The organism is Pseudomonas sp. PDM22 (genome assembly GCF_014851965.1).
In the GTDB taxonomy this organism is placed as follows: Bacteria; Pseudomonadota; Gammaproteobacteria; order Pseudomonadales; family Pseudomonadaceae; genus Pseudomonas.
Genome location: NZ_JACVAR010000006.1, coordinates 577,799 through 600,875, shown reverse-complemented (window position 1 = coordinate 600,875; position 23,077 = coordinate 577,799). Strand labels below are relative to the sequence as shown.

General features: G+C 68.1%; 21 protein-coding genes. 16 read left to right on the top strand and 5 right to left on the bottom strand.

Features of this window, described 5'->3' with window-relative positions:
- Positions 1-100: 100 nt before the first annotated feature.
- From IB255_RS23310 to IB255_RS23260, 11 genes are all read left to right on the top strand, one after another.
- On the top strand, positions 101-1,123 hold the full coding sequence (locus IB255_RS23310) for an NAD(P)H-dependent glycerol-3-phosphate dehydrogenase (protein WP_081519157.1): 1,023 nt from the start codon (positions 101-103) through the stop codon (positions 1,121-1,123).
- Between the two features lie 12 nt (positions 1,124-1,135).
- Positions 1,136-1,492, top strand: coding sequence for a DUF4389 domain-containing protein (locus IB255_RS23305; RefSeq protein WP_081519158.1), 357 nt, complete (start codon positions 1,136-1,138; stop codon positions 1,490-1,492).
- Positions 1,489-1,953, top strand: a complete 465-nt coding sequence (sixA, locus tag IB255_RS23300) for a phosphohistidine phosphatase SixA (RefSeq protein ID WP_081519159.1) — start codon at positions 1,489-1,491, stop codon at positions 1,951-1,953. The genes IB255_RS23305 and sixA overlap by 4 nt, the downstream gene beginning before the upstream one ends.
- 259 nt (positions 1,954-2,212) lie before the next feature.
- Entirely contained in the window at positions 2,213-3,880 is a 1,668-nt protein-coding gene (locus IB255_RS23295) for an AMP-binding protein (protein WP_081519160.1), read from the top strand.
- A 15-nt stretch (positions 3,881-3,895) separates the two neighbouring features.
- A complete protein-coding gene (locus tag IB255_RS23290; protein ID WP_081519161.1) occupies positions 3,896-4,321 on the top strand; it encodes a hotdog fold thioesterase in 426 nt (141 codons plus the stop codon).
- A gap of 357 nt (positions 4,322-4,678) precedes the next feature.
- Positions 4,679-5,482 (top strand): AraC family transcriptional regulator, encoded by an 804-nt coding sequence (locus IB255_RS23285; RefSeq protein WP_081519162.1) that lies wholly within the window; start codon positions 4,679-4,681, stop codon positions 5,480-5,482.
- Between the two features lie 45 nt (positions 5,483-5,527).
- Positions 5,528-6,175, top strand: a complete 648-nt coding sequence (locus IB255_RS23280; protein ID WP_081519163.1) for a LysE family translocator — start codon at positions 5,528-5,530, stop codon at positions 6,173-6,175.
- A gap of 228 nt (positions 6,176-6,403) precedes the next feature.
- A complete protein-coding gene (locus IB255_RS23275) occupies positions 6,404-7,204 on the top strand; it encodes an alpha/beta fold hydrolase (RefSeq protein WP_081519164.1) in 801 nt (266 codons plus the stop codon).
- Positions 7,205-7,213: 9 nt separating this feature from the next.
- Positions 7,214-8,074 carry an alpha/beta fold hydrolase gene (locus IB255_RS23270; protein WP_081519165.1) on the top strand — a complete coding sequence of 287 codons (861 nt, stop codon included), beginning with the start codon at positions 7,214-7,216 and terminating at the stop codon, positions 8,072-8,074.
- 83 nt (positions 8,075-8,157) lie between these two features.
- On the top strand, positions 8,158-9,057 hold the full coding sequence (locus IB255_RS23265) for a DUF4892 domain-containing protein (RefSeq protein ID WP_412548131.1): 900 nt from the start codon (positions 8,158-8,160) through the stop codon (positions 9,055-9,057).
- An 89-nt stretch (positions 9,058-9,146) separates the two neighbouring features.
- Positions 9,147-10,202 (top strand): AI-2E family transporter, encoded by a 1,056-nt coding sequence (locus IB255_RS23260; protein WP_081519166.1) that lies wholly within the window; start codon positions 9,147-9,149, stop codon positions 10,200-10,202.
- Between the two features lie 279 nt (positions 10,203-10,481).
- Here the strand turns inward: IB255_RS23260 and IB255_RS23255 are convergent, their stop codons facing one another.
- From IB255_RS23255 to IB255_RS23235, 5 genes are all read right to left on the bottom strand, one after another.
- Positions 10,482-11,759: a CynX/NimT family MFS transporter gene (locus tag IB255_RS23255; RefSeq protein ID WP_081519167.1), complete on the bottom strand. Its 1,278-nt coding sequence runs from the start codon at positions 11,757-11,759 to the stop codon at positions 10,482-10,484.
- Positions 11,760-11,802: 43 nt separating this feature from the next.
- Positions 11,803-12,450, bottom strand: coding sequence for a FadR/GntR family transcriptional regulator (locus tag IB255_RS23250; protein WP_081519168.1), 648 nt, complete (start codon positions 12,448-12,450; stop codon positions 11,803-11,805).
- A 128-nt stretch (positions 12,451-12,578) separates the two neighbouring features.
- Positions 12,579-13,364 (bottom strand): EF-hand domain-containing protein, encoded by a 786-nt coding sequence (gene xopAW, locus IB255_RS23245; protein WP_081519169.1) that lies wholly within the window; start codon positions 13,362-13,364, stop codon positions 12,579-12,581.
- Positions 13,365-13,471: 107 nt separating this feature from the next.
- A complete protein-coding gene (locus IB255_RS23240; RefSeq protein WP_151186502.1) occupies positions 13,472-14,602 on the bottom strand; it encodes a sensor histidine kinase in 1,131 nt (376 codons plus the stop codon).
- Complete coding sequence (locus IB255_RS23235; RefSeq protein WP_081520662.1) at positions 14,583-15,338, bottom strand: response regulator; 756 nt, start codon at positions 15,336-15,338, stop codon at positions 14,583-14,585. The genes IB255_RS23240 and IB255_RS23235 overlap by 20 nt, the downstream gene beginning before the upstream one ends.
- A 321-nt stretch (positions 15,339-15,659) precedes the next feature.
- Here IB255_RS23235 and kdpF point away from each other — a divergent pair, with 321 nt between their 5' ends.
- From kdpF to IB255_RS23210, 5 genes are all read left to right on the top strand, one after another.
- Complete coding sequence (gene kdpF, locus IB255_RS23230) at positions 15,660-15,749, top strand: K(+)-transporting ATPase subunit F (RefSeq protein ID WP_009618573.1); 90 nt, start codon at positions 15,660-15,662, stop codon at positions 15,747-15,749.
- Positions 15,750-15,757: 8 nt separating this feature from the next.
- Positions 15,758-17,452, top strand: a complete 1,695-nt coding sequence (gene kdpA / locus IB255_RS23225) for a potassium-transporting ATPase subunit KdpA (RefSeq protein WP_081520661.1) — start codon at positions 15,758-15,760, stop codon at positions 17,450-17,452.
- 12 nt (positions 17,453-17,464) lie between these two features.
- Positions 17,465-19,525 (top strand): potassium-transporting ATPase subunit KdpB, encoded by a 2,061-nt coding sequence (gene kdpB, locus IB255_RS23220; RefSeq protein ID WP_081520660.1) that lies wholly within the window; start codon positions 17,465-17,467, stop codon positions 19,523-19,525.
- Between the two features lie 170 nt (positions 19,526-19,695).
- Positions 19,696-20,244 (top strand): potassium-transporting ATPase subunit KdpC, encoded by a 549-nt coding sequence (kdpC, locus tag IB255_RS23215; protein ID WP_081520659.1) that lies wholly within the window; start codon positions 19,696-19,698, stop codon positions 20,242-20,244.
- A gap of 154 nt (positions 20,245-20,398) precedes the next feature.
- Complete coding sequence (locus IB255_RS23210; protein ID WP_081520658.1) at positions 20,399-23,056, top strand: sensor histidine kinase; 2,658 nt, start codon at positions 20,399-20,401, stop codon at positions 23,054-23,056.
- Positions 23,057-23,077: the final 21 nt, after the last annotated feature.

Below are 23,077 nucleotides of genomic sequence, written 5' to 3'. Positions count from 1 at the left end.
CAGCGCTGATTGCCAGTACCGCGATCCGGACTGGCCGGTCGCCGATGCGGCCTTATAATGCCCCAATCGCCGCCGCTAAGCGGTCACCAATGGAACAGACATGACACAGCAGCAACCGATCGCCGTCCTCGGTGGTGGCAGTTTCGGCACCGCCTTCGCCAATCTGCTGGCAGAAAACGGACAGCGCGTTCGCCAGTGGATGCGCGACGAGGAACAGGCCGAGGCGATCCGCACCCGCCGCGAGAACCCCAATTACCTCAAGGGCGTGCGCATCCATGACGGCGTGGAGCCGACCACCGACCTCGCCGCGACCCTGGCCGAGTGCGAGATGATTTTCGTCGCGGTGCCTTCCAGCGCCCTGCGCAAGGTGCTCGACGGCCGCAGCGAGGAGCTGGCGGGCAAGATGCTGGTCAGCCTGACCAAGGGTATCGAGGCGCAGAGCTTCAAGCTGATGAGCCAGGTGCTCGAAGAGATCGCGCCGAAGTCCCGCATCGCGGTGATCTCCGGCCCGAACCTGGCGCGCGAGATCGCCGAGCATGAGCTGACCGCCACCGTGGTCGCCAGCGAGGATGACGACCTCTGCGCGCAGGTGCAGGATGCACTGCACGGGCGCACCTTCCGCGTCTACGCCAGTGGCGACCGCTTCGGCGTCGAATTGGGCGGCGCGCTGAAGAACGTCTACGCCATCATTGCCGGCATGGCCGCCGCGCTGGGCATGGGCGAGAACACCAAGGGCATGCTGATCACCCGCGCCCTGGCGGAGATGACCCGCTTCGCCGTCCAGCTCGGCGCCAACCCCATGACCTTCCTCGGCCTGGCCGGCGTGGGCGACCTGATCGTCACCTGTTCGTCACCCAAGAGCCGTAACTATCAGGTGGGCTTCGCCCTGGGCGAAGGCCTCACCCTGGAAGATGCCGTGGCGCGCATGGGCGAGACTGCCGAGGGCGTGAACACCCTCAAGGTGCTCAAGGCCAAGGCCGACGAGCTGCAGGTCTACATGCCGCTGGTGGCCGGCCTCAACGCCATCCTGTTCGGCGGCCGCACCCTGGAACAGGTCATAGGCGCGTTGATGAGCGGCGAGCCGAAGACCGACGTCGACTTCATTCCCACCACAGGTTTCTGAGGAGGTATCACCATGTCTGCGGAACGTCAGCCCTCTGACCGTCTGGAGAAAGAATCCCTGGTCCTGCGCGTCGTCTGGATGCTGGTCTTCGCGCTGGTCTGGTTCGTCGCCGAGATGATCCTCGGCGCCGTGGTGGTCATCCAGCTGGTCTACCGCATCATCTACGGCGCGCCCAGCGGCAGCCTGATGGGCTTCGGTGACAGCCTGAGCCAGTACTTCGCGCAGATCGGCCGCTTCGGCACCTTCCAGACTGAAGAGAAGCCCTGGCCGTTCGCCGACTGGCCGACCGCCCATACGCCCGAAGGCGAGGCCCCGCATGATGTGCCGCCGGCGCCGCACCCGGTGCGCGACGAGGAGCCCAAGCTTTGAAGCTCTGGCTGCTCCGTCATGGTGAAGCCGAACCCCAGGCCCGCCGCGACTCCGAACGCCGGCTGACGGCACACGGCGTCAAGGAAGTGCTGAAAAGTGCTGCCCAGCTCGCCGGCCAGCCGCTGGATGGCATCCTCGCCAGCCCCTATGCGCGCGCCCAGGAAACCGCCGAACTGGTCCGCGAGGCGCTGGGTTTCGAGGGTTCCGTCGGCACCGCGCCCTGGCTGACCCCCGACGATGATCCGAAGGACGTGCTGCGCTTCCTCGACGGCCGCAACGAGCAGAACCTGCTGCTGGTCACCCACCAGCCGCTGGTGGGCGCGCTGGCCGGCCTGCTGGTGCATGGCAGCCGCAGCGACGCCGTGCCGTTCAGCACCGCCACCCTGGCGGAGCTGGAAGGCGAGGTGCCGGTAGCGGGGCTGATGGAGCTGGTGTCGCTGCACCATCCGCGGCATTCCTGAGGCAGGCAAGTCTCCGCGAAAAGGCCCCGCAAGGGGCCTTTTGCATTTCCGACGCCGGCAAATCGTGCCCGGATGTTTCCACGCAGGGCCCGTCGCAGAGCGTCCGGAGCCCATCCTTCGGCTAAATCCTACAAAAGTTCACACGACCAGCCTTGTCTGCCGCTGCGCTGCGTGGAATATTCAACCAAGCAAGTGCTTGGTTGATCCATCGCTATATCCCTGAGCTACACCTCTGACAACAAGAACAAAGGAGGGGCACGTGGTTAAAGCAGTCCGATTACCACTCGACCTGTTCTATCAGCGCGAGAAGAGCCACCCGAACAAACGCTACCTGGTGCAGCCGCTGACCGGCGGCGAAGTGCAGACCCTGACCTGGGGCGAAGTGGGCGAGCAGGCCCGCCGCGCCGCTGCCTGGCTGCGCAGCCTGGACCTGCCCGAAGGCAGCCGGGTGGCGATCATTTCGAAGAACTGTGCGCACTGGATAGTCGCCGACATCGCCATCTGGATGGCCGGCCACGTCTCGGTGCCGCTGTATCCCAACCTCACCGCCGATTCCGTGCGCCAGGTGATGACTCACTCCGAAGCGCGGGTGGCCTTCATCGGCAAGCTCGACGACTGGCCGGCGATGAAGGACGGCATTCCCGAGGGCGTGCCGACCGTCGCGTTGCCGCTGCATCCGCAGGGCCACTTCGACCAGCAGTGGAGCGACCTGCAGCAACTGGCGCCGATCAGCGACGATCCGCGCCCGGACGCCGCGACGCTGGCGACCCTCATCTACACCTCCGGCACCACGGGCACGCCCAAGGGCGTGATGCACACCTTCGGCAATTTCGCCTTCGCCGCCAGCCATGCCATCGACCTGTTCGGCGTCGGCGAGGAGGACCGCCTGCTGTCCTACCTGCCGCTGTGCCACGTGGCCGAGCGCATGTTCGTGCAGATGGCGTCGATCTATGCCGGGCAGACGATCTTCTTCGCCGAAAGCCTGGACACCTTTGTCGCCGACATGCGCCGCGCGCGGCCCACGGTGTTCTTCGGCGTGCCGCGCATCTGGACCAAGTTCCAGATGGGCGTCTACTCGCAGATGCCGGCGCAGAAGCTCGACCGCCTGTTGCGCCTGCCCATCGTCGGCCGTCTGGTGGGCCGCAAGGTGCTCGCCGGCCTTGGCCTGGACGCCGTGCGCTTCGCCCTGTGCGGGGCTGCGCCGGTGCCCGAGGCGCTGCTGGGCTGGTACCAGCGTCTGGGCCTGAACGTGCTCGAGGTCTACGGCATGACCGAGAACTGCGGTTATTCCCACGTCTGCCGGCCGGGTGAGCAGCGGGTCGGCTGGATCGGCCGCAACAGCCCCGGCGTGGAAGTGCGCATCAGCGACGAAGGCGAGGTGCAGGTACGCAGCGGCGCGACCATGGTGGGCTACTTCAAGGACCCGGAGCGCACCGCCGAGACCATCACCGAAGACGGCTTCCTGCGCACCGGCGACAAGGGCGAGCAGGACGCCGAAGGCCACCTGCGCCTGACTGGCCGCATCAAGGAAATCTTCAAGACCGCCAAGGGCAAGTACGTCGCTCCGGCGCCCATCGAAAACCGCCTGGCCGTGCATTCGCGGATCGAGCAGATCTGCGTGGTCGGCGACGGCCTGATCGCCCCGCTGGGCCTCTGCGTGCTCTCCGAAGTAGGCCGCCAGGAAGCCGCCAACGGCTCGCGCAGCCAGCTGGAGCAGAGCCTGCAGGAGCTGCTGACGGAAGTGAATGAAGCGCTGGACAAGCACGAGCGCCTGGCCGGGCTGGTGCTGGTCAAGGACGTCTGGACCGTGGACAACGGCTTCCTCACGCCGACCCTGAAGATCAAGCGCAACGTGGTGGAAGGGACCTACGGCAAGCGCTTCAATGAATGGGCGGAGCGCCGCGAGGCGGTGCAATGGCATGAATGACAGAAGGAATGCGGAATGACCTGGCGCACCACGCCCGACCTGGAAAAGCTCAACGCGAACCTGAAGAACACCATCGGTGAAGTGCTCGACATCCGTTTCGAGGCGTTCGACGACGACTCGCTGACCGCCAGCATGGTGGTGGATTCGCGCACCCACCAGCCCTACGGCCTGCTGCACGGTGGCGCCTCGGTGGTGCTGGCGGAAACCGTCGGCTCCACCGCCAGCTACCTGTGCCTGGACAACAGCAAGTACTACTGCGTGGGCCTGGAAGTGAACGCCAACCACCTGCGCGGGCTGCGCAGCGGACGGGTGACGGCGGTGGCCAAGGCGGTGCATATCGGCCGCTCGACCCACGTCTGGGAAATCCGCCTGCATGGAGATGACGGCAAGCCGAGCTGCATCTCGCGGCTGACCATGGCGGTGGTGCCGCTGGAGCGCTGAACCAGTTCCAATCTGCGGCCTGTCCCTGGATGGGACCGTAGGATGGCGTGGAGCGAAGCGATACCCATCGATTCCTGCATCAGCAGCATGGGTATCGCCTAGGCTCCACCCATCCTACAAGGGCGCTCCCTGCGATTGTAGGAGCGCCGCCCGGCGCCCTCGCAATGTTGAACCGGCGCCTCGGCCGTAGGATGGCGTGGAGCGAAGCGATACCCATCGATTCCTGCATCAGCAGCATGGGTATCGCCTAGGCTCCACCCATCCTACAAGGGCGCTCCCTGCGATTGCAGGAGCGCCGCCCGGCGCCCTCGCAATTTTGTCCAAGACCCGCCGTTCCCGCGCCGGTACAGTAGGCCCATGGAACGCATCGAACACCACAGCAGCGGCCTGCCCGGCGTCCGTTTCATCGACGCCGAGTACCGCCGTTTCGCCTTTCCCCGGCATTTTCATCTCGACTACCACGTCGGGCTGATGCTGGACGGCTGCCAGCGCTACACCCATCGCGGTGAACGCTCGCTGGCCGGGAATGGCGACATCCTGCTGATGAGTCCCGAAAGCATCCACGACGGTTCCAGCGAGGGCGAGGACGGCTACCGCATCCGCGTGCTGTCCATCGACCCGCAATGGCTGGACGACGCCTGCCGCGCCTTCAGCGATGGCCGCCAGGGCGCGCCGCGCCTGACCGCCGCGCAACTGCGCGATCCACTGCTGCAGGTCGAGCTGCAACGCGCACACGCCCTGATGCTCGGCGGCGAGCGGCTGGCGCAGGAAGGCCAGCTCTGGCAGGCGCTGGCCGCGCTGCTGGAGCGCGCCTCCAGCCTGCGCATCCGCGAGCCGGGGCAGGGCTTCGACGCGCCGACCTGGGCGCGCCTTCGCGAGTGGCTGGAATCGCGCCTGGAAACCCCGCCGACTTTGGAAGAGATCGCCGGGTTCTGCGACCTCAGCCCCTGGCAGGTGCTGCGTCGCTTCCGCCACCAGTGCGGATTGCCGCCGCACCAGTGGCTCACCCAGCTGCGCCTGGAGCGTTCGCTGCCGCGGGTGATCAAGGGCCAGCCGCTGTCGGAGATCGCCCTGAGCCTGGGCTTCTATGACCAGGCGCACTTCAGCCGCCTGTTCCGCCGTACCTACGGATTGCCGCCCGCGCGACTACGCCAGCGCTGATCCGCCCTAAAAAATCCCGTTTCATTCCCACTGGAGAATCCCGCCATGCAGGAGGTTCACGTCTTGCTCATGCTTACCGCCGTGTTCGCGGTCGCCCTGGTCAGCCCCGGCCCGGACGTCGCGCTGGTGGTGCGTACCTCGCTGCACCAGGGCCGCCGCGCCGGGGTGCTCAGTGCCCTCGGGCTGGCCTGCGGCATCCTGGTCCACGGCACCCTGGTGCTGACCGGCGTGTCGTTGCTGCTCAGCCGCTCACCGCTGCTGTTCAGCGCGCTGCAACTGGTGGGCGCGGCCTACCTCGGCTGGCTCGGTGTCGGCGCACTGCGCGCGTTGCGCAAGCCGGGCGGGGCAGGGCGCATCGACGGCGAGTTGTCCGCGTCGAGGCTCGGCCCCTGGCTACGCGGGCTGGCGACCAACCTGTTCAACCCCAAGGCACTGGTGTTCTTCCTTGCGCTGCTCAGCAGCCTGATCCCGGTGGACATGTCGGCGCCGGGCAAGGTCGCGGTGGCGGTGATGCTGTTCGGCACCGGTTTCGTCTGGTTCAGCCTGCTCAGCGTGATCCTCACCCGACCGTTGTGGCAGCGGCGCCTGCTGCGCGCGGTGCCGGTGATCGACGGCGCCTGCGGACTGGTGTTCCTGCTGGTGGCGGGCGGCATCCTGTTCAGCGTGGTGAACCACGCGACGCATTGGGTTTGAGGGCTGTCGGCGGATAACGCGTGCCGCGTTATGCGTCCTACGAGAACTCCATCGTAGGGCGGATAACTTGGAACAAGTTATCCGCCGTAAAAGGGAGAGATCAGGGCAAATCCGCCGGAGCGCCATGGAGTTTGGCCGTAGTGCCGTCATTCGCGGGAGCGCGGGTCATTGCCGCGCCCCCGGTGCTGTCGGAAAATTCAGGCTGTCATTCCCCTGAGTTCACGCAGCATGTCGCAAGCGGTCTTCTTCGCCCACGCCAATGGCTTCCCCTCGGGGACCTACGGCAAGTTGTTCGATGCCCTGGAGCCGGATTACCGGGTCCATCGGCTGGACATGCACGGCCATGACCCGCGCTTCCCGGTGAACGCCAACTGGGAAAACCTGGTGGAAGAGCTGCTGCATCACCTCGAGGCGCTGGACGAGCCCGTGTGGGGCGTCGGCCATTCCCTCGGCGGCGTGCTGCATTACCACGCGGCGCTGCGCAAACCCGAGCTGTACCGCGGCGTGGTGATGCTCGACTCGCCCTTGCTGACGCTGGCCGACCAACTGGTGATCTGCGTCGCCAAGCGCTTCGGCTTCATCGACCGGCTGACGCCCGCCGGCCGCACCCTCGGCCGCCGCGAGGACTTCGACGATTTTGCCGAGGCGCTGGAATACTTCGCCGGCAAGCCGCTGTTCAAGCGCTTCGACCGCGACTGCCTGGAGGCCTACGTGCGCCACGGGCTGGCGCCGGTCGACGCGCGGGGCCTGCGGCTGAAGTTCGACCCGGCCACGGAAATCTCCATCTACCGCAACGTGCCGCATACCGCGCCCGGCCGCGCCAAACAGCTGGCCGTGCCGCTGACCATGGTGCGCGGGCGCCACAGCCGCGTGGTGCTGCCGCACCATGCCCGCCTGATCGGCCGCATCCCCATGGGCGAGAGCCTGTCGCTGCCGGGCGGCCACATGTTCCCGCTGGAGCGCCCGCAGGACACCGCCGCGCTGCTCAAGACCGTCTTCGCCCGCTGGCAACAGCGCGCCAACGCCTAAGGAATCGCCATGACCGCCAAAGTCCAGGAAATTCGCCTGAACCTGCCGCACATCGAACTGGCCGCACACCTCTTCGGCCCGGAAGACGGCCGTCCGGTGATCGCCCTGCACGGCTGGCTGGACAACGCCATGAGCTTCGCCCGCCTGGCGCCCAAGCTCGAGGGCGTGCGCATCCTCGCCCTGGACTTCGCCGGCCACGGCCATTCCGGCCACCGTGCGCCGGGGGCCAGTTACCTGCTGTGGGACTACGCGCTGGACGTACTGATGGTGGCCGACCAGATGGGCTGGGAGCGTTTCTCCCTGCTCGGGCATTCCATGGGCGCCATCGTCTCGGTGCTGCTGGCCGGCGCCATGCCCGAACGCGTCGAGCGCCTGGCGCTGATCGACGGCCTGGTGCCCTATACCGGCGAACCGGAGACTTCGCCGCAGAAGCTCGGCGAAGCCCTGCGCGCCCAGCTCGCCCTGCCGAACAAGCGCAAGCCGGTCTACGAAGCCATCGACCGCGCGGTGGAAGCGCGCATGAAAGGTGTCGGCGCGGTAAGCCGAGAAGCGGCGGAGCTGCTGGCATCCCGTGGCCTGGTGCCGGTACCTGGTGGCTACACCTGGCGCACCGATGCACGCCTGACCCTGCCGTCGCCGCTGCGCCTGACCCGCGCCCATGCGCGACAATTCGTCCACTCCGTGCAATGCCCGACCAGCCTCGTGCTGGCGCAGCAGGGTCTCATGCTGGTCGAGCCGGCCACCCGCGAGCTCCTGAAAGACAGGCCCTTCGCGGTCCACGAGCTGCCCGGCCAGCACCACCTGCACCTGGATGACGAGGCGGGTGCCGAAGCCGTCGCGGCGATCTTCCGACCCTTCCTGCAGGGCTGAGGGAAACACCCCGTAGTGCCCTGCGGCTTGACTAAAGCGGGGCCGGCCGCGACGCTGCACGGATCGCTTCAGGGAGATTGTGCATGCTCGACATCCAGACCGCCGCGCGCCAGGGGCCGGAAAACCCTCACTTCGTCAGGACCGACGCGCACCGGATGTCACGGCTGCTCCGCACGCTGCTCGCCGGTGGACTGCTCGGCATCGCCAGCCTCGCCAGCCTCGCCGGCGCCGCTGACCTGCCCGATAGCCACGACCTGGAAATACTCCCGCGCTTCCCGCGCTCGGAGATCGTCGACTTCAACCAGACCACCAGCCAGGAACGCATCTACCCGCAGGGCTCGATCAGCCGCATCAGCGGGCGCCTGCGCATGGAAGGGGAGGTGCGCGCCATCGGCGACCTGACCGCCGTGACCTATCGCCTGCCCGACGAGGACTCCAGCCAGAGCGCCTTCGCCGCCGCGCGCAAGGACCTGCTCAAGGCCGACGCTACGCCGCTGTTCTGGTGCGAGAGCCGTGACTGCGGCTCCAGCAACCTGCTGGCCAACTCGGTGTTCGGCAACTCCAAACTGTTCGGTCCGGACGACCAGCAGGCCTACCTGCTGGTGCGCCTCGCCGCGCCGCACGAGAACAGCCTGCTGGCGGTCTACACCATTACCCGTGGCAACCGCCGCGCCTACCTGCATGCCGAACAGCTGGACAGCACCGCCGCCCTCGGCGAACTGCTGCCCAGCCCCGCGACCCTGATGCGCCTGCTCAAGGCCAACGGCGAGCTGACCCTCAGCCACGTGCCGCAGGAGCCGGGCGGCGCCTGGCTCGACCTGCTGGTGCGCACCTTGCGCCTGGACACCGGCGTGCGCGTCGAGCTGGCCGGCCAGCACGCTGGTGACTGGCGTGCCGCGCTCACCGCCCAGGGCGTACGCGATGCGCGCCTGGAGCAGGGCAAGGATGACGGTGACGGCCTGCACCTGACCTGGCTGCGCTGATTTTCCTGAACTGATTCTCCAGGCTGAATATCCTACGTTGAGAGCGGAAACGCCCTACACTGGGGCTTTCGAGCCAACCGGGGTTTCCAATGTTCGACAACGATCGCCTGTTGCTGCGCCTGCTGTTGCTCGGCCTGCTGGGCGCGAGTATCTGGGTACTGCTGCCGTTCTGGTCGGCGCTGTTCTGGGCCGCCGTGCTGGCCTTCGCCAGTTGGCCGCTGATGCGTCTGCTGACGCAGTTGCTGGGCGGTCGCCAGGCCTCTGCGGCGGGCCTGCTGACCATCGGCTGGATCGTCCTGGTGGCGCTGCCGCTGGTGTGGCTGGGCTTTGGCCTGGTCGACCGGGTGCGCGAAGGCGTCGAGCTGGTGAAGAACCTGCAGGTGTCCGGCCTGCCGCCGCCGCCGGAGTGGATGGCGCGGGTGCCGCTGATCGGCGACCGGCTGATCGGCTGGTGGTACCAGGCCGACCAGCAGGGCGTGGCGATGTTCTCCGCGCTCAAACCGTACATGGGCGAGGTCGGCAACTGGGCCCTGGCGCGTAGCGCCAAGCTGGGCGCGGGCATCTTCGAACTGGTGCTGAGCCTGGTGCTGATCTTCTTCTTCTATCGCGACGGCCTGCGCCTGCAAGCCTTTGCCCATGGTGTGCTGGAGCGCCTGATCGGGCCTGCCGCGCAGCAGTACATGGACATCATCGCCGGCACCGTACAGCGGGTTGTCAACGGCGTGATTGGCACCGCCGCGGCCCAGGCCGTGCTGGCCACCATCGGCTTCTTCATTGCCGGCGTTCCCGGCGCCTTTCTGCTCGGCCTGCTGACCTTCGTCTGCAGCCTGCTGATGGTGCCGCCGCTGGTGTGGGGCCCGGCGGTGATCTGGCTATTCTACCAGGAGAGCTACGGCTACGCGGTGTTCATGGCGATCTGGGGCTTCTTCGTGATCAGCGGCGTGGACAACATCCTCAAGCCCTACCTGATCAGCCGCGGCGGCAACCTGCCGCTGGTGGTGGTGCTGCTGGGCGTGCTCGGCGGACTGCTCAGCTTCGGCTTCATCGGCCTGTTCCTCGGTCCGGTGCTGCTGGCGGTGGTCTACAACCTGGTCAGCGCGTGGGTGGCCAGCTCGCAACGGCCTCCGCCGCCGCCGGTGGTTTGATACTTCGGCGCGAGAGATTGCCCTCACCCTAACCCTCTCCCGGAGGGAGAGGGGACCGGTTGGTGCGCTTTGCAAGATGGGAGCTCGCCGGCTGACTTCTTAGAAGAGCTCCTGCGCCGAGCGGCTCCCTCTCCCTCTGGAACGGGGCGCGCAGCCAGGGCTGGGGTGAGGGTGTCAGCAGACGCATCAAAGTTCACAGCAACGTAGCGCGCATAACCCGGAACGGGTTATCCGCCGCCATGGCGGATAACGCCTGGGGCGTCATGTGCCCTACGTGATTCAGACGTGCTCGCTCTTCACCTGCACCAGCTTGTCCCGCCCGGCGCCCAGGCCGAAGACGATCCCCGCCACCGTCACCACCACGAAGATCACCCCGGTCGCTGCCCAGCCGCCGGTGGCGTCGTGCACCACACCGACCAGGAAGGGCCCGCAGGCCGCCAGGGTGTAGCCCACGCCCTGGGCCATGCCGGAGAGGTTGGAGGCGACGTGGGAGTCCGGCGAGCGCAGCACGATCAGCGCCAGTGCGATGCTGAAGGTGCCGCCCTGGCCGAGACCGAGCACCACCGCCCAGCCCCAGATGCCCGAGAGCGGGGCGAACAGCAGGCCGAGCAGGCCGGCCAGGGTCAGGCCCATGACGATCACCACGGCGATGCGCTGGTCCTTGCCACGGGTGGCCAGCCAGGGCGCGGCGAGGGCGCTGAACAGCTGCACCATCACCGAGCCGGAGAGCACCAGCCCGGCTTCCACCGCGCTCAGGCCACGGTCGATGAGGATCGACGGCACCCAGCCGAAGACGATGTAGGCCAGCGACGATTGCAGGCCCATGTACAGCGTCACCTGCCAGGCCAACGGGTCGCGCCACAACCCCTTCACCTTGTACACCGCGCGGTGGGCGTGGTGGTTCTGGCGGGTCTGCGGCAGCCAGATCGCCGCGGCGACTACGGCCGGGATCGCCCAGAACGCCAGCGCCAGTTGCCAGCTATTGTCCATCAGCGTCGCCAGCGGCACGGTGGAGCCGGCCGCAGTAGCGGCGCCCAGGCACAGGGCCATGGTGTAGACGCCGGTCATGGTCCCGGCGATGTGCGGGAAGTCGCGCTTGACGATGCCCGGCAGCAGCACGCCGATGATGCCGATGCTGGCGCCGGCCACCAGGCTGCCGAGGAACAGTCCGGCCACCGGGAACAGGCTGCGCAGGACGATGCCGCCGGCCAGGGTGAAGAGGATCAGCAGTACGGTTCGTTCGGCGCCCAGGCGTCGCGCGAGCATCGGCGCCAGCGGCGCGAACAGGCCCAGGCAGAGCACCGGCAGGGTGGTCAGCAGGCCCGCAGCGGCGGCGGACAGGCCGGTGCCGTCTCGCACGGTGTTGAGCAGCGGCGACAGGCTGGAAAGCGCCGGGCGCAGGTTGATCGCCACCAGCACCAGGCCGAGCAGCAACAGCCAGGTGCGCTGCGGGCGCGGCGCGGCTTTCACGCCGTCGTCCTCGGCGTCGATCAGCAGTTCTTCGGGCGGGCAGGACACCTTGTGCTCGGTGTCTTTCGGGTCATTGGGCAAGGACATGGTGGGCATTCCAGGGCAGCAAGGCAGAAGAAAGCATTCAGAGTCAGATCAGCAGCGCGCGGTTCGCTTTTGCGGCTGCGTCCGCGTCACCGCGGGCGATGGCATCCACCAGTTCGCGGTGCAGATCGAAGCCCGGTTGCGGCCGGCTCGGGTCACCGATGGTGCGCTCCAGGCCGGCGCGGATCACCTGGGAGAAGTAGCGGTACAGCTCGCTGAGCACCGGGTTGTGGGCGCTGTCCACCACGCGCTGGTGGAAGGCCAGGTCGTGGGCGATGTACTCATCCAGCGCACCACCGTGATGAACGGCAGAGCGCTCCAGGGCCTCACGCAGTGCGGCGAGGTCGGCTTCGGTGCGGCGCTCGGCGGCCAGCCGGCTGGCTTCCACTTCGATGACGCCGCGCGCCTCCAGTGCCTGCTCCACCGAGCTGCGGGCCAGCACCAGCATGGTTTCCAGCGGGTTGGCGCGGGCGCGCACATAGGTGCCGTCGCCCTGGCGCACTTCCAGCACGCCGGAGAAGGTCAGCACGCGGACCGCTTCGCGCACGGTATTGCGGCTGATACCCAGGGACTCGGCCAGTTCGGGTTCCGGCGGCAGGCGCTGGCCTAGCGGCCAGGTGCCGTCGTCGATACGCCGGTGGATCTGCTCGAGGGCGATGTCCACCAGCGAGCGCTTCTGAATGGGGCTTGGCATTGAAACATCCAATCATCGGATGAATTTGAAGAGGCCAAGATTAGGACAGTTCCGTGTTGGCTGGCAATGCGGGGAGAAGAGAAGGCCGCCGGAGCGGGGGGCGCTCCGGCGGCGGGCATCGACGCGGATCAGGCGGCGATGTTCACCAGGCTGCCACTGGTCGCCTGGAGGGCGGTGACTTCGCTGCTCTGGTACTGCTTGAGCAGGTTGGCCACCAGCTTCTGGTAGGCGGCGCCCGTGTTGGCGCTGGTCGAGGAGGCGCTGGAGGCGGTGGTCGTCGAGCTGTCCGAAGCACTGCTGGAGGAGTCGTCGGACGAGCTGCTGGAGGCCGAAGCCGGCGGGGGCGGCGGCGGGCCGTCGGGGCGTTGGGCCTGCAGCGCGCTGGAAAGCTCGTCGCTGCTGATCGAGCCGCTGCCGTCGGCGTCGAGCTGGCTGAACAGTTCGCTCAGGCGCTCGCTGTCGTCGTCGCTGCTGCCCAGGGCGGAGAGCTCGTCGCTGCTGATGCTGCCGTCTCCGTCGCTGTCCAGGGCGCTGATCAGGTCTTCTGCGGAGTCGCCCATGCCCATGCCTCCCATGTCGCCGGGTGGTGGGGGGGGAGGAGGCATGGCGGCGGCCAGTTCGTCCTGGGAGATGCCACCGCTGCTGTCGCTGTCCAGCTCGCTGAGCAGGGCGTCGATGTCGATATCGCTGCCCGAGTCATCGCTGGAGGCCAGCGCGCTGGTCAGTTCGTCCTTGCTGATGCTGCCGTCGCCATCGCTGTCGATGGACTTGAACAGGTCTTCCTGGAATTTCGCCGCGCCCTGGGAACCGCCAGTGCTACCGCTCTGCGTCGCGGTGGTGCTGCTGGCGGTCTGGGTCCGGGCGAGCGAGCTGGTGTAGTAGCTCGCATAGCTGCTGCTCACGCCGCTGATCATGGGAGAGTCTCCGTGGTTGACGAAGCGGAGGGTTCTCCGCTGATGACAGCCTCGGGCGCGCCTGTGTCGCGGGTTTGTGCGCTTTGTTTGCGGGTCGCTACACGGCGTTACGTGGCTGCGCTTCTGGGCAGGCGCAGCACGGCGGTGGCGCCGCCGCCGGGGGTTTCCTCGAAGGTCAGGTCGCCGCCCTGGCGCCGCGCGGCATCGCGGGCGATGGACAGTCCCAGGCCGACGCCGCCGGAATTGCGGTTGCGCGAGCCTTCCAGGCGGAAGAACGGCTCGAACACCTGCTCGCGCAGCTCTGAGGGGATGCCCGGGCCGTGGTCGCGGACGCGGATTTCCACTTCGCGGGTGCCGTCGCGCAGCTCGATGCTGACATCACCGGCGTAGCGCAGGGCGTTGTCCAGCAGGTTGTTCAGGCACGAGCGCAGCGCCATCGGCTGGACCTTGAGCGGCGCGCAGAAGCCTTCCACGCCGACATCGGCGCCGCGCTCACAGGCGTCCTCGGCCAGCGAATCGGCCAGGGCCTTCACGTCGAACCACTGCAGCGGCTCGGTGGCGCGCTCCTGCTGCAGGTAATGCAGGGTGGAGTCGAGCATGCCGATCATCTCGGCCAGGTCCTGGCCGATGCGGGTGCGCAGCTGCGGGTTGTCGATTTCCTCGACGCGCAGGCGCAGCCGCGACAGCGGGGTACGCAGGTCATGGGACACCGCCACCAGCATGCGGCTGCGCTGCTGCACCTGTTCGCGGATACGTTCGCGCATGCGGTTGAAGGCGTGGGCGGCCTGGCGCGCTTCGCGCGGGCCGGTTTCCGGCAGCGGCGGGCTGTCCAGGTCCTCGGAGAGGCGCAGCGCGGCGTCGCCCATGCGCTGCACCGGGCGGGCGAGCAGGCGGGCGCCGATGCCGGCGGCGAGGATCAGGGCCAGCAGCTGGAAGGCGAACGGCGCGCTCCAGAACGGCAGGCGCGGCGGCGGGGGAGGCGGCGGGCGAAAACCCTCGGGGCCCGGCGCGAAACCTTGCGGCGGCGGACCCCGCTCGAAGCCCTGCCCTGGCGGCGGGGGCGGCGGCATGTCGGGCCGGTGCGGGCCGTAATGGTGGAACCAGGCGAAGGCCAGCAGGTGCGCGACCACGATGGCCAGCAGGAACACCCCGAACAGCCGGGCGAACAGGCTATCGGCGCGCTCCAGGGGTTTTTCCTTCGCGCGCTCGGGCGCGGACTCAGGCGATATCGCGGACATCGAACAGGTACCCTTCGCCACGCACGGTCTTGATAAGCCGGGGCGAGCGCGGATCGTCGCCGAGCTTCTGCCGCAGGCGCGAGACCAGCAGGTCGATGCTGCGGTCGAAGGCCTCGATGGTGCGGCCCCGGGCCGCGTCCAGCAGCAGTTCGCGGTTGAGCACCCGCCGTGGGCGTTCGAGGAACACCCAGAGCAGGCGGAATTCAGCGTTGGACAGCGGCACCACCAGGCCATCGGGCGCATGCAGCTGGCGCAGCACACTGTCCAGGCGCCACTGGTCGAAGCGCACCTGGGCGCGCGGTTCGCCGCGGGCGCCTTCCTCACTGGTGAGGCTGGTGCCGCGCACGCGCCGCAGGATGGTCTGGATGCGCGCTACCAGTTCGCGCGGCTCGAAGGGCTTGGCCATGTAGTCGTCGGCGCCCAGTTCCAGGCCGATGATGCGGTCCGCCGGTTCGCAGCGGGCGGTGAGCATGAGGATCGGGATGTCCGACTCGGCCCGCAGGTAGCGGCACAGGGACAGGCCGTCTTCGCCGGGCAGCATCAGGTCCAGTACCACCACGTCGAAGCTTTCGTTCTCCAGCGCGCGGCGCATTTCGACGCCGTCGGCGACGCCGTGGGTTTCGATGTTGAAGCGCGCGAGGTAGCCGCAGAGCAGTTCGCGGATCGGCTCGTCGTCATCCACCAGCAGGGCACGGGTAGTCCAGCGGCGTGGGTCGTCGGTAGTGGTCGGGTACATGAAGAAACCTGTCGCGGGAAAACGTGGGGCAGGATGGCCAGGGGCCGCCAGGGGCATGCGACGCGCGCATGCTAACCCGTCATCGCGTGCGCGGGCCATGGTCGGCGAGGCTGCGGTGTGCGGGTGTCGCCAGCGTGTCCGCTCTGTATCGGGCTCGATACAAAACCTTCCGATCACCGCGCCAGAGCGGTTTTTTACGCTTTCTTTATGCCGCCCGCCGGGGCCGGGAATCGCTCCTTTACGCGCCGCTTGCGGAAAATTTCCGTCAGGCGGCAACGGCCGCCCAAGCGATGGAGTCGCCCGCGTGAGGAGAAAGCAATCATGAGCGTGCTCGACGGTGTGTCACTGGTCCTGGCCACGGGACTGTTCATCTACCTGCTGGTGGCGCTGCTGCGCGCCGACCGTTCCTAGGAGACGTCATGAACAGTCATGACCTGTTGCTGATCGTCGCCTTCCTGGCGCTGGTGCTGGTGCCGGCACCGTTCCTCGGGCGCTTCTACTACAAGGTGATGGAGGGGCAGCGCACCTTCCTCAGCCCCGTGTTCCTGCCGGTTGAACGGGCCATTTACCGCGCGTGCGGCATCCGTCCCGAAGACGAACAGGACTGGAAGAGCTACACCCTGGCCCTGCTGGCGTTCAACCTGGTGGGGCTGGTGCTGCTGTTCGCCATCCTCGTGCTGCAGGGGCTGCTGCCGCTCAACCCGCAGAACCTGCCGGGCCTGGAATGGACGCTGGCGTTCAACACCGCGGTGAGTTTCGTCACCAACACCAACTGGCAGGCCTATAGCGGCGAAGCTTCGCTGAGCTACCTGAGCCAGATGCTCGGCCTGACCGTGCAGAACTTCGTCAGCGCCGCCGTCGGCCTGGCCGTGCTGGTGGCGCTGGCCCGAGGCATCTCGCGCAAGTCGACGAACAACCTCGGCAACTTCTGGGTCGACCTGACCCGCGCCACCCTCTACGGGCTGATCCCGCTGTGCCTGCTGCTGGCGCTGCTGCTGGTCTGGCAGGGCGTGCCGCAGACCTTCCTCGACTATGCCCACGCGCTGACCGTGCAGGGCGCCGACCAGTCCATCCCGCTGGGCCCGGCGGCCAGCCAGATCGCCATCAAGCAGCTGGGCACCAACGGCGGCGGCTTCTTCGGCGTGAACTCGGCGCACCCGTTCGAGAACCCGACCATCTGGAGCAACCTGTTCGAGGTCGTCTCCATCATCCTGATCCCGGCCGCGCTGGTGTTCACCTTCGGCCACTACGTGAAGGACCTGCGCCAGAGCCGCGCCATCCTCGGTTGCATGCTGGTGCTGTTCGCCCTGGGCCTGGGCGTGACACTGTGGGCCGAGTACCAGCCCAACCCGGCGCTCAGCGCGCTGCCGGTGGAGCAGGTCGCTCCGCTGGAGGGCAAGGAGAGCCGCTTCGGCACCACCGCCAGCGTGCTCTGGGCGGTGACCACCACGGCGGCCTCCAACGGCTCGGTGAACGCCATGCATGACAGCCTCAACCCGCTGTCGGGCATGGTCGCGATGCTCAACATGATGGTCGGCGAAGTGATCTTCGGCGGCGTCGGTGCGGGCCTCTACGGCATGTTGCTGTTCGTCCTGGTGGCGGTGTTCCTCGCCGGGCTGATGGTCGGCCGCACCCCGGAATACCTCGGCAAGAAGCTCGAGGCCCGTGAAGTGCGCCTGCTGGTGGCGACCCTGCTGGTGATGCCGGTCGGCGTACTGGTGCTCGGCGCCATCGCCGCCAGCCTGCCCGGCCCGGCCTCGGCGGTGAGCAACCCCGGCGCCCACGGCTTCAGCCAACTGCTCTACGCCTACACCTCGGGCACCGCGAACAACGGTTCGGCCTTCGGTGGCTTCGGCGCCAACACCCCGTTCCACAACCTGATGATCGCCCTGGCCATGCTGATCGGCCGCTTCGGCTACATCCTCCCGGTGCTGGCGATTGCCGGCAGCCTGGCGGCGAAGAAGGCCACCCCGGTTGGCCCCAACAGCTTCCCGACCCACGGCCTGCTGTTCGTCAGCCTGCTGACCGCCACCATCCTGCTGGTGGGCGGCCTGAACTTCCTGCCAACGCTGGTGCTGGGCCCGGTGGCCGATCACCTGACGCTTGGCTTCTGAGGAGCCGCCTCCATGAATGCGAAAACCCAGGAACTGGCCCTGAACAAGGCCGTCGAAAAACGCCCGACTACCGCGCTGTCCGCCCTGTGGAAGCCGGCGCTGGTGCAGGCCTTCGTCAAGCTCGACCCGCGCCAGCTGCAACGCTCGCCGGTGATGCTGGTGGTGGCCCTGACCGCCGTGCTGACCACTGTGCTTTGCGTGGCAGGCGGGGACTCGGTGCCCACCTTCGTCGCCGTGCAGATTGCCGTGTGGCTGTGGTTTACCGTGCTCTTCGCCAACTTCGCCGAAGCCCTCGCCGAGGGCCGTGGCAAGGCCCGCGCGGACAGCCTCAAGGCCGGCACCCAGGGTCTGCAGGCCATGCGCCGGACTGCCAGCGGCAACTTCGAGAAAGTCGCCGCCAGCAGCCTGCGCAAGGGTGACGTGGTGCGTGTCGAAGCCGGTGAACTGATCCCCGGCGACGGCGAAGTGATCGAAGGCGTGGCGGCGGTCAACGAGGCCGCCATCACCGGCGAATCCGCGCCGGTGATCCGCGAATCCGGCGGCGACCGCTCGGCCGTGACCGGCAACACCCGGCTGGTCTCCGACGCTCTGCTGGTGAAGATCACCGCCAATCCCGGCGAGTCCACCCTCGACCGCATGATCGCCCTGGTGGAGGGCGCCAAGCGCCAGAAGACCCCCAACGAGGTGGCGCTGGACATCCTGCTGATCGGCCTGACGCTGATCTTCCTGCTGGTGGTCGTGACCCTGAAGCCCTTCGCCCTGTTCGTCGGCGGCAACCTGCCGCTGGTGTTCCTGGTGGCGCTGCTGGTGACACTGATCCCCACCACCATCGGCGGGCTTCTTTCGGCTATCGGCATCGCCGGCATGGACCGCCTGGTGCGCCTGAACGTCATCGCCAAGTCCGGCCGCGCCGTGGAAGCGGCGGGGGACGTGCACGTGCTGATGCTCGACAAGACCGGCACCATCACCTTCGGCAATCGCCGCTGCAGCGCGCTGCACACCGCTCCCGGCGTGCAGCCGCTGGAGCTGGCCGAGGGCGCGTTCTTCGCCTCGCTGGCTGACGACACGCCGGAGGGCAAATCCATAGTGGAGTTCTTGAGGGCGCAGATCATCCTGCCGGAGCCGGACCGCAACCGCGTGACTCCGGTGGCCTTCAGTGCCGAGACGCGCCTGTCGGGCATCAACATCGACGGCCACGTGTACCGCAAGGGCGCGGTGGACGCTGCGCTGGCCTTTATCGGTATGGACCGCACGCAGATGCCCGAAACCCTCGCCAAGGAGATCGAGCGCATCGCCCAGAGCGGCGGCACGCCGCTGCTGGTGGTGGCCGACGGCAAGCTGCTGGGCGCTATCCACCTGAAGGACGTGGTCAAGCCGGGCATTCGCGAGCGTTTCGCCGAGCTGCGCCGCATGGGCATCCGTACCGTGATGGTGACCGGCGACAACCCGCTGACCGCTGCCGCCATCGCCGCCGAAGCGGGCGTGGACGACGTGATCGCCGAAGCCACGCCGGAGAAGAAGCTGGCGCGCATTCGCCAGGAGCAGGGCGAGGGCCGCATGGTCGCCATGTGCGGCGACGGCGCCAACGACGCCCCCGCCCTGGCGCAGGCAGATGTCGGCATGGCCATGAACGACGGCACCCAGGCCGCCCGCGAGGCCGCCAACCTGGTGGACCTGGACAGCGACCCGACCAAGCTGCTGGACGTGGTGCAGGTGGGCAAGGAGCTGCTGGTGACCCGTGGCGCGCTGACCACCTTCTCGGTGGCCAACGACGTGGCCAAGTACTTCGCCATCCTTCCTGCGCTGTTCGCCGGCATCTACCCGCAACTGGGCGTACTCAACGTGATGAAACTGGCCAGCCCGCAGAGCGCCATCCTCTCGGCCATCGTGTTCAACGCGCTGATCATCGTCGCGCTGATCCCCCTGGCCCTGCGCGGCGTGCGCGTGCAGGCCAGCGACGCTTCGCAGCTGCTGCGGCGCAACCTGCTGATCTATGGCGTGGGCGGACTGCTGGCGCCGTTCGTGGGGATCAAGGTGATTGACATGATTCTGGTGGGCGTAGGCCTGGCCTAAGGCACGCGGCTTCCCCCTCACCCTAACCCTCTCCCGGAGGGAGAGGGGACCGTTCGGAGTGATCGGGAAGCACCGATCTCGCCGGATACGCCGAACAACCCCCTCTCCCTCTGGGAGAGGGCTGGGGTGAGGGCATTCCCTCGCTCCGAATCTCACAGAGGAACACGAACATGCTCAACCAACTCCGCCCCGCCATCGTCTCGCTGATACTGCTCAGCGCCGTCACCGGCGTTGCCTACCCGCTGGCCGTCACCGGCATCGCCCAGGTCGCCTTCCACGACCAGGCCAACGGCAGCCTGGTGCGCGACGACCAGGGCAACGTGCGCGGCTCGGCGCTGATCGCGCAGAAATTCGACGGTGCCCAGTGGTTCCACTCGCGCCCCTCGGCCGGCGACTTCGCCACCGTCTCCAGCAGCGCCAGCAACCTCGCGCCCGGCAACCCGGCGCTGGCCGAACGCATCGCCAAGGATGCCGCTGCCCAGCAGATTGGCGAGCAACCGGTGCCGCTGGCGCTGGTCACCACCTCCGGCAGCGGTCTTGACCCGCAACTGCCGCCCGCCGCCGCGCTGTACCAGGTGCCGCGCATCGCCCTGGAGCGCGGCGTACCGGCGGCGCGCCTGGAGAAACTGGTGGAAGCCAACACCGAACGCCCGCTCATCGGCCCCGCCGTGGTCAACGTGCTGGCGCTGAACATGGCCCTGGCCAGCCTGCCTCGCTAGACTCCAGCGCCAGAGCCGTCCAGGCCGCTGCACGAGGGTGCCGGCCTGCTGCGGACAGCTCCCTCTCCCTCCAGGGAGAGGGCTGGGGAGAGGGGCTTGTCTCCGCCTTGGCAAAACATGAAAAGAGCGCCCCGTGCGCTCCGAGGATAGCCCCATGACCGACCCCAACCGCGCCGACGCCCTGCTGGCCGACCTGCCCCCCATGGGCCGTGGCCGCCTCAAGGTATTCCTCGGCGCCGCACCGGGCGTCGGCAAGACCTACGCCATGCTGCTGGCCGCCCAGAGTCAGCTGCGCCAGGGCGTGAAGCTACGTGTCGGCGTCGTCGAAACCCATGGCCGCGCCGAGACCGAGGCGCTGCTCGCCGGCCTGCCGCAGCAGGCGCTCAAGCGCTCCGAGTACCGCGGCATCACCCTGGAGGAAATGGACCTCGACGGCCTGCTCGGCGACCCGCCGGCGCTGGCGCTGGTGGACGAGCTGGCCCACAGCAACGCCCCCGGCAGCCGCCATGCCAAACGCTGGCAGGACATCCAGGAACTGCTCTCCGCCGGCATCGACGTCTACACCACGGTCAACGTCCAGCACCTTGAAAGCCTCAACGACCAGGTGCGCGACATCACCGGCGTGCAGGTGCGCGAAACCGTGCCCGACTGGGTATTGCAGGAAGCCTACGAGCTGCTGCTGGTGGACCTGCCGCCGCGCGAGCTGCTGGAGCGCCTGCGCGAGGGCAAGGTCTACGTGCCCGAGCAGGCCCGCGCCGCCATCGACGCCTTCTTCAGTCAGACCAACCTCACCGCACTGCGCGAGCTGGCCATGCAGACCGCTGCCGCGCGGGTTGACGACGATCTCGCCCATCGCTATCGCCAGCAGGGCGGCGACGCCCCCGCTGTGCGCGGAAGGTTGCTGGTGGGGGTGGATGGAGAACACAACGCCGAACGGCTGGTGCGCCATGCCAGCCGCGTCGCCGAACGCCGGCATCTGCCCTGGTCGCTGGTCCACGTCGATACCGGCGAGGCGCGCAGCGAAACGTCGCGCATGCAGTTGCAGAACGCCCAGCAACTGGCCGAGCGCCTCGGTGGCGACGTGGTCGAACTGCGCGGCGGCGAAGTCGCGCGCACCCTGGTCGAACACGCCAAGGAACGTCGCGCCACGCTGTTGCTGGTCGGCCGCTCGCGGCAACGCTGGTATCGCCGTCTGTTCGGCGGCGGCCTGGCAGCGCGCCTGCTGCGCCTGGGCGACGGGCTGGAAATCAGCGTGCTCGACAGCGAGGCCGACCTCGCACCGCCCAGGGCCCGTCCGCAATCGCCCTGGCCCTGGGGCAACTACCTGCTCGCCACGCTGGCCGCCGGCTGTGCCAGCGCCCTGGCGTGGGCAGTGGCCAGTGTGCTGGAGCTGCCGAACATCTCCCTGGTGTTCCTCGCCGCCGTACTGCTGGTGGCGGTACGCAGCAGCCTCGGCCCGGCGCTGGCTTGCGCGGTGCTGTCGTTCCTGGCCTACGACTTCCTGTTCATCCCGCCGCATTTCTCCTTCTCCATCCAGCGCGAAGAAGACGTGCTGACCTTGCTGTTCTTCCTCCTCATGGCCGGCCTCACCGGCAACCTCGCGGCTCGCCAGCGTCGGCAGTTGCAGGCGCTACGCGAAACGCAGGAAGAGACCAGCCAGATGCTCGAACTGTCGCGCAAGCTCACCGCCGCCACCGACCGCCAGGCGGTGATGGCTGCCGCCGCGCAGCAACTGGGCGGCTGGGAGGGGCTGGATATCTGCCTGCTTGGCCGGGTCAACGGCGAGTGGAAGCTGGAGGGTGGCTTCAACCGCACGCTGGAAGACCAGGAGCGTGCCGCCGCCGACTGGGCCTGGCAGCACGATCAGCCCGCCGGCCTGGGCACCGGCACGCTGCCGGGCGGGCGCTGGTGGTGGTGGCCGCTGTCGGGCGAGGACGGTCCGCTGGCGCTGCTCGGCGTCAGCCCGCGTGATTCGCAACCTTTGTCCGGCTCGCGCCGTCGTCTGCTTGCAGCTCTGGGGCAGCCACTGGCGCAGGCATTGGCCCGTGCTCGTCTGGCCGAAGATCTCGAAGCCGCGCGTCTGCACGGCGAAACCGAACAACTGCGCAGTGCGCTGCTGGCCTCGGTCAGCCACGACCTGCGTACCCCGCTGACCTCCATGCGCGGCGCCATCGACAGCCTGCTGGCCCTCGGCGACGCCATCCCGCCGCCGGATCGCCGCGAGTTGCTGGAGAGCACCCGCGACGAGGCCGAGCGCCTGGACCGCTACATCCAGAACCTGCTGGACATGACCCGTCTCGGCCATGGCGGCCTGAAGCTGTCGCGCGACTGGGTATCGCCCGGCGACATCGTTGGCAGCGCGCTCAATCGCCTGCGCGCGGTGGTCGCTCCGTATCGGGTGGAAACCCGCGTAGCGCCGGAACTGCCGCTGCTCTACGTGCATGCCGCGCTGATCGAACAGGCGCTGGTCAACGTGCTGGAAAACGCCGCGCGTTTCTCGCCGCCGCAAGGCCGCTTGCGGGTGGCGGTAGAGCAGGGCGAGGACGAGCTGCGCTTCCTGGTCAGCGACGAAGGGCCGGGTATACCGCCGGCGGAGCGCGAGAAGATCTTCGACATGTTCTACACCGCCGCGCGCGGTGATCGTGGCGGGCAAGGCACCGGGCTGGGCCTGGCGATCTGCCAGGGCATGGTCGGCGCCCACGGCGGGCGCATCACCGTCGAGGACGGCATCGACGGGCGCGGAACCACCCTCGTGCTGCACCTGCCGCTGCAGCAACAGCCGGACTTGGAGCAGCTTGATGCTGCTGTCTGAAAGGCTCAAGCTGGACGCCCC

Bases quoted from the DNA above. Each gene is read 5' to 3' on its own strand.
- kdpA (WP_081520661.1), top strand. From the start codon at position 15,758: ATGAACAGTCATGACCTGTTGCTGATCGTCGCCTTCCTGGCGCTGGTG.
- IB255_RS23250 (WP_081519168.1), bottom strand. From the start codon at position 12,450: ATGCCAAGCCCCATTCAGAAGCGCTCGCTGGTGGACATCGCCCTCGAG.
- IB255_RS23280 (WP_081519163.1), top strand. From the start codon at position 5,528: ATGCAGGAGGTTCACGTCTTGCTCATGCTTACCGCCGTGTTCGCGGTC.
- IB255_RS23310 (WP_081519157.1), top strand. From the start codon at position 101: ATGACACAGCAGCAACCGATCGCCGTCCTCGGTGGTGGCAGTTTCGGC.
- IB255_RS23290 (WP_081519161.1), top strand. From the start codon at position 3,896: ATGACCTGGCGCACCACGCCCGACCTGGAAAAGCTCAACGCGAACCTG.
- IB255_RS23255 (WP_081519167.1), bottom strand. From the start codon at position 11,759: ATGTCCTTGCCCAATGACCCGAAAGACACCGAGCACAAGGTGTCCTGC.
- IB255_RS23240 (WP_151186502.1), bottom strand. From the start codon at position 14,602: ATGTCCGCGATATCGCCTGAGTCCGCGCCCGAGCGCGCGAAGGAAAAA.
- kdpC (WP_081520659.1), top strand. From the start codon at position 19,696: ATGCTCAACCAACTCCGCCCCGCCATCGTCTCGCTGATACTGCTCAGC.
- kdpB (WP_081520660.1), top strand. From the start codon at position 17,465: ATGAATGCGAAAACCCAGGAACTGGCCCTGAACAAGGCCGTCGAAAAA.
- xopAW (WP_081519169.1), bottom strand. From the start codon at position 13,364: ATGATCAGCGGCGTGAGCAGCAGCTATGCGAGCTACTACACCAGCTCG.
- IB255_RS23235 (WP_081520662.1), bottom strand. From the start codon at position 15,338: ATGTACCCGACCACTACCGACGACCCACGCCGCTGGACTACCCGTGCC.
- kdpF (WP_009618573.1), top strand. From the start codon at position 15,660: ATGAGCGTGCTCGACGGTGTGTCACTGGTCCTGGCCACGGGACTGTTC.
- IB255_RS23210 (WP_081520658.1), top strand. From the start codon at position 20,399: ATGACCGACCCCAACCGCGCCGACGCCCTGCTGGCCGACCTGCCCCCC.
- IB255_RS23275 (WP_081519164.1), top strand. From the start codon at position 6,404: ATGTCGCAAGCGGTCTTCTTCGCCCACGCCAATGGCTTCCCCTCGGGG.
- IB255_RS23265 (WP_412548131.1), top strand. From the start codon at position 8,158: ATGCTCGACATCCAGACCGCCGCGCGCCAGGGGCCGGAAAACCCTCAC.
- IB255_RS23305 (WP_081519158.1), top strand. From the start codon at position 1,136: ATGTCTGCGGAACGTCAGCCCTCTGACCGTCTGGAGAAAGAATCCCTG.
- IB255_RS23270 (WP_081519165.1), top strand. From the start codon at position 7,214: ATGACCGCCAAAGTCCAGGAAATTCGCCTGAACCTGCCGCACATCGAA.
- IB255_RS23285 (WP_081519162.1), top strand. From the start codon at position 4,679: ATGGAACGCATCGAACACCACAGCAGCGGCCTGCCCGGCGTCCGTTTC.
- IB255_RS23260 (WP_081519166.1), top strand. From the start codon at position 9,147: ATGTTCGACAACGATCGCCTGTTGCTGCGCCTGCTGTTGCTCGGCCTG.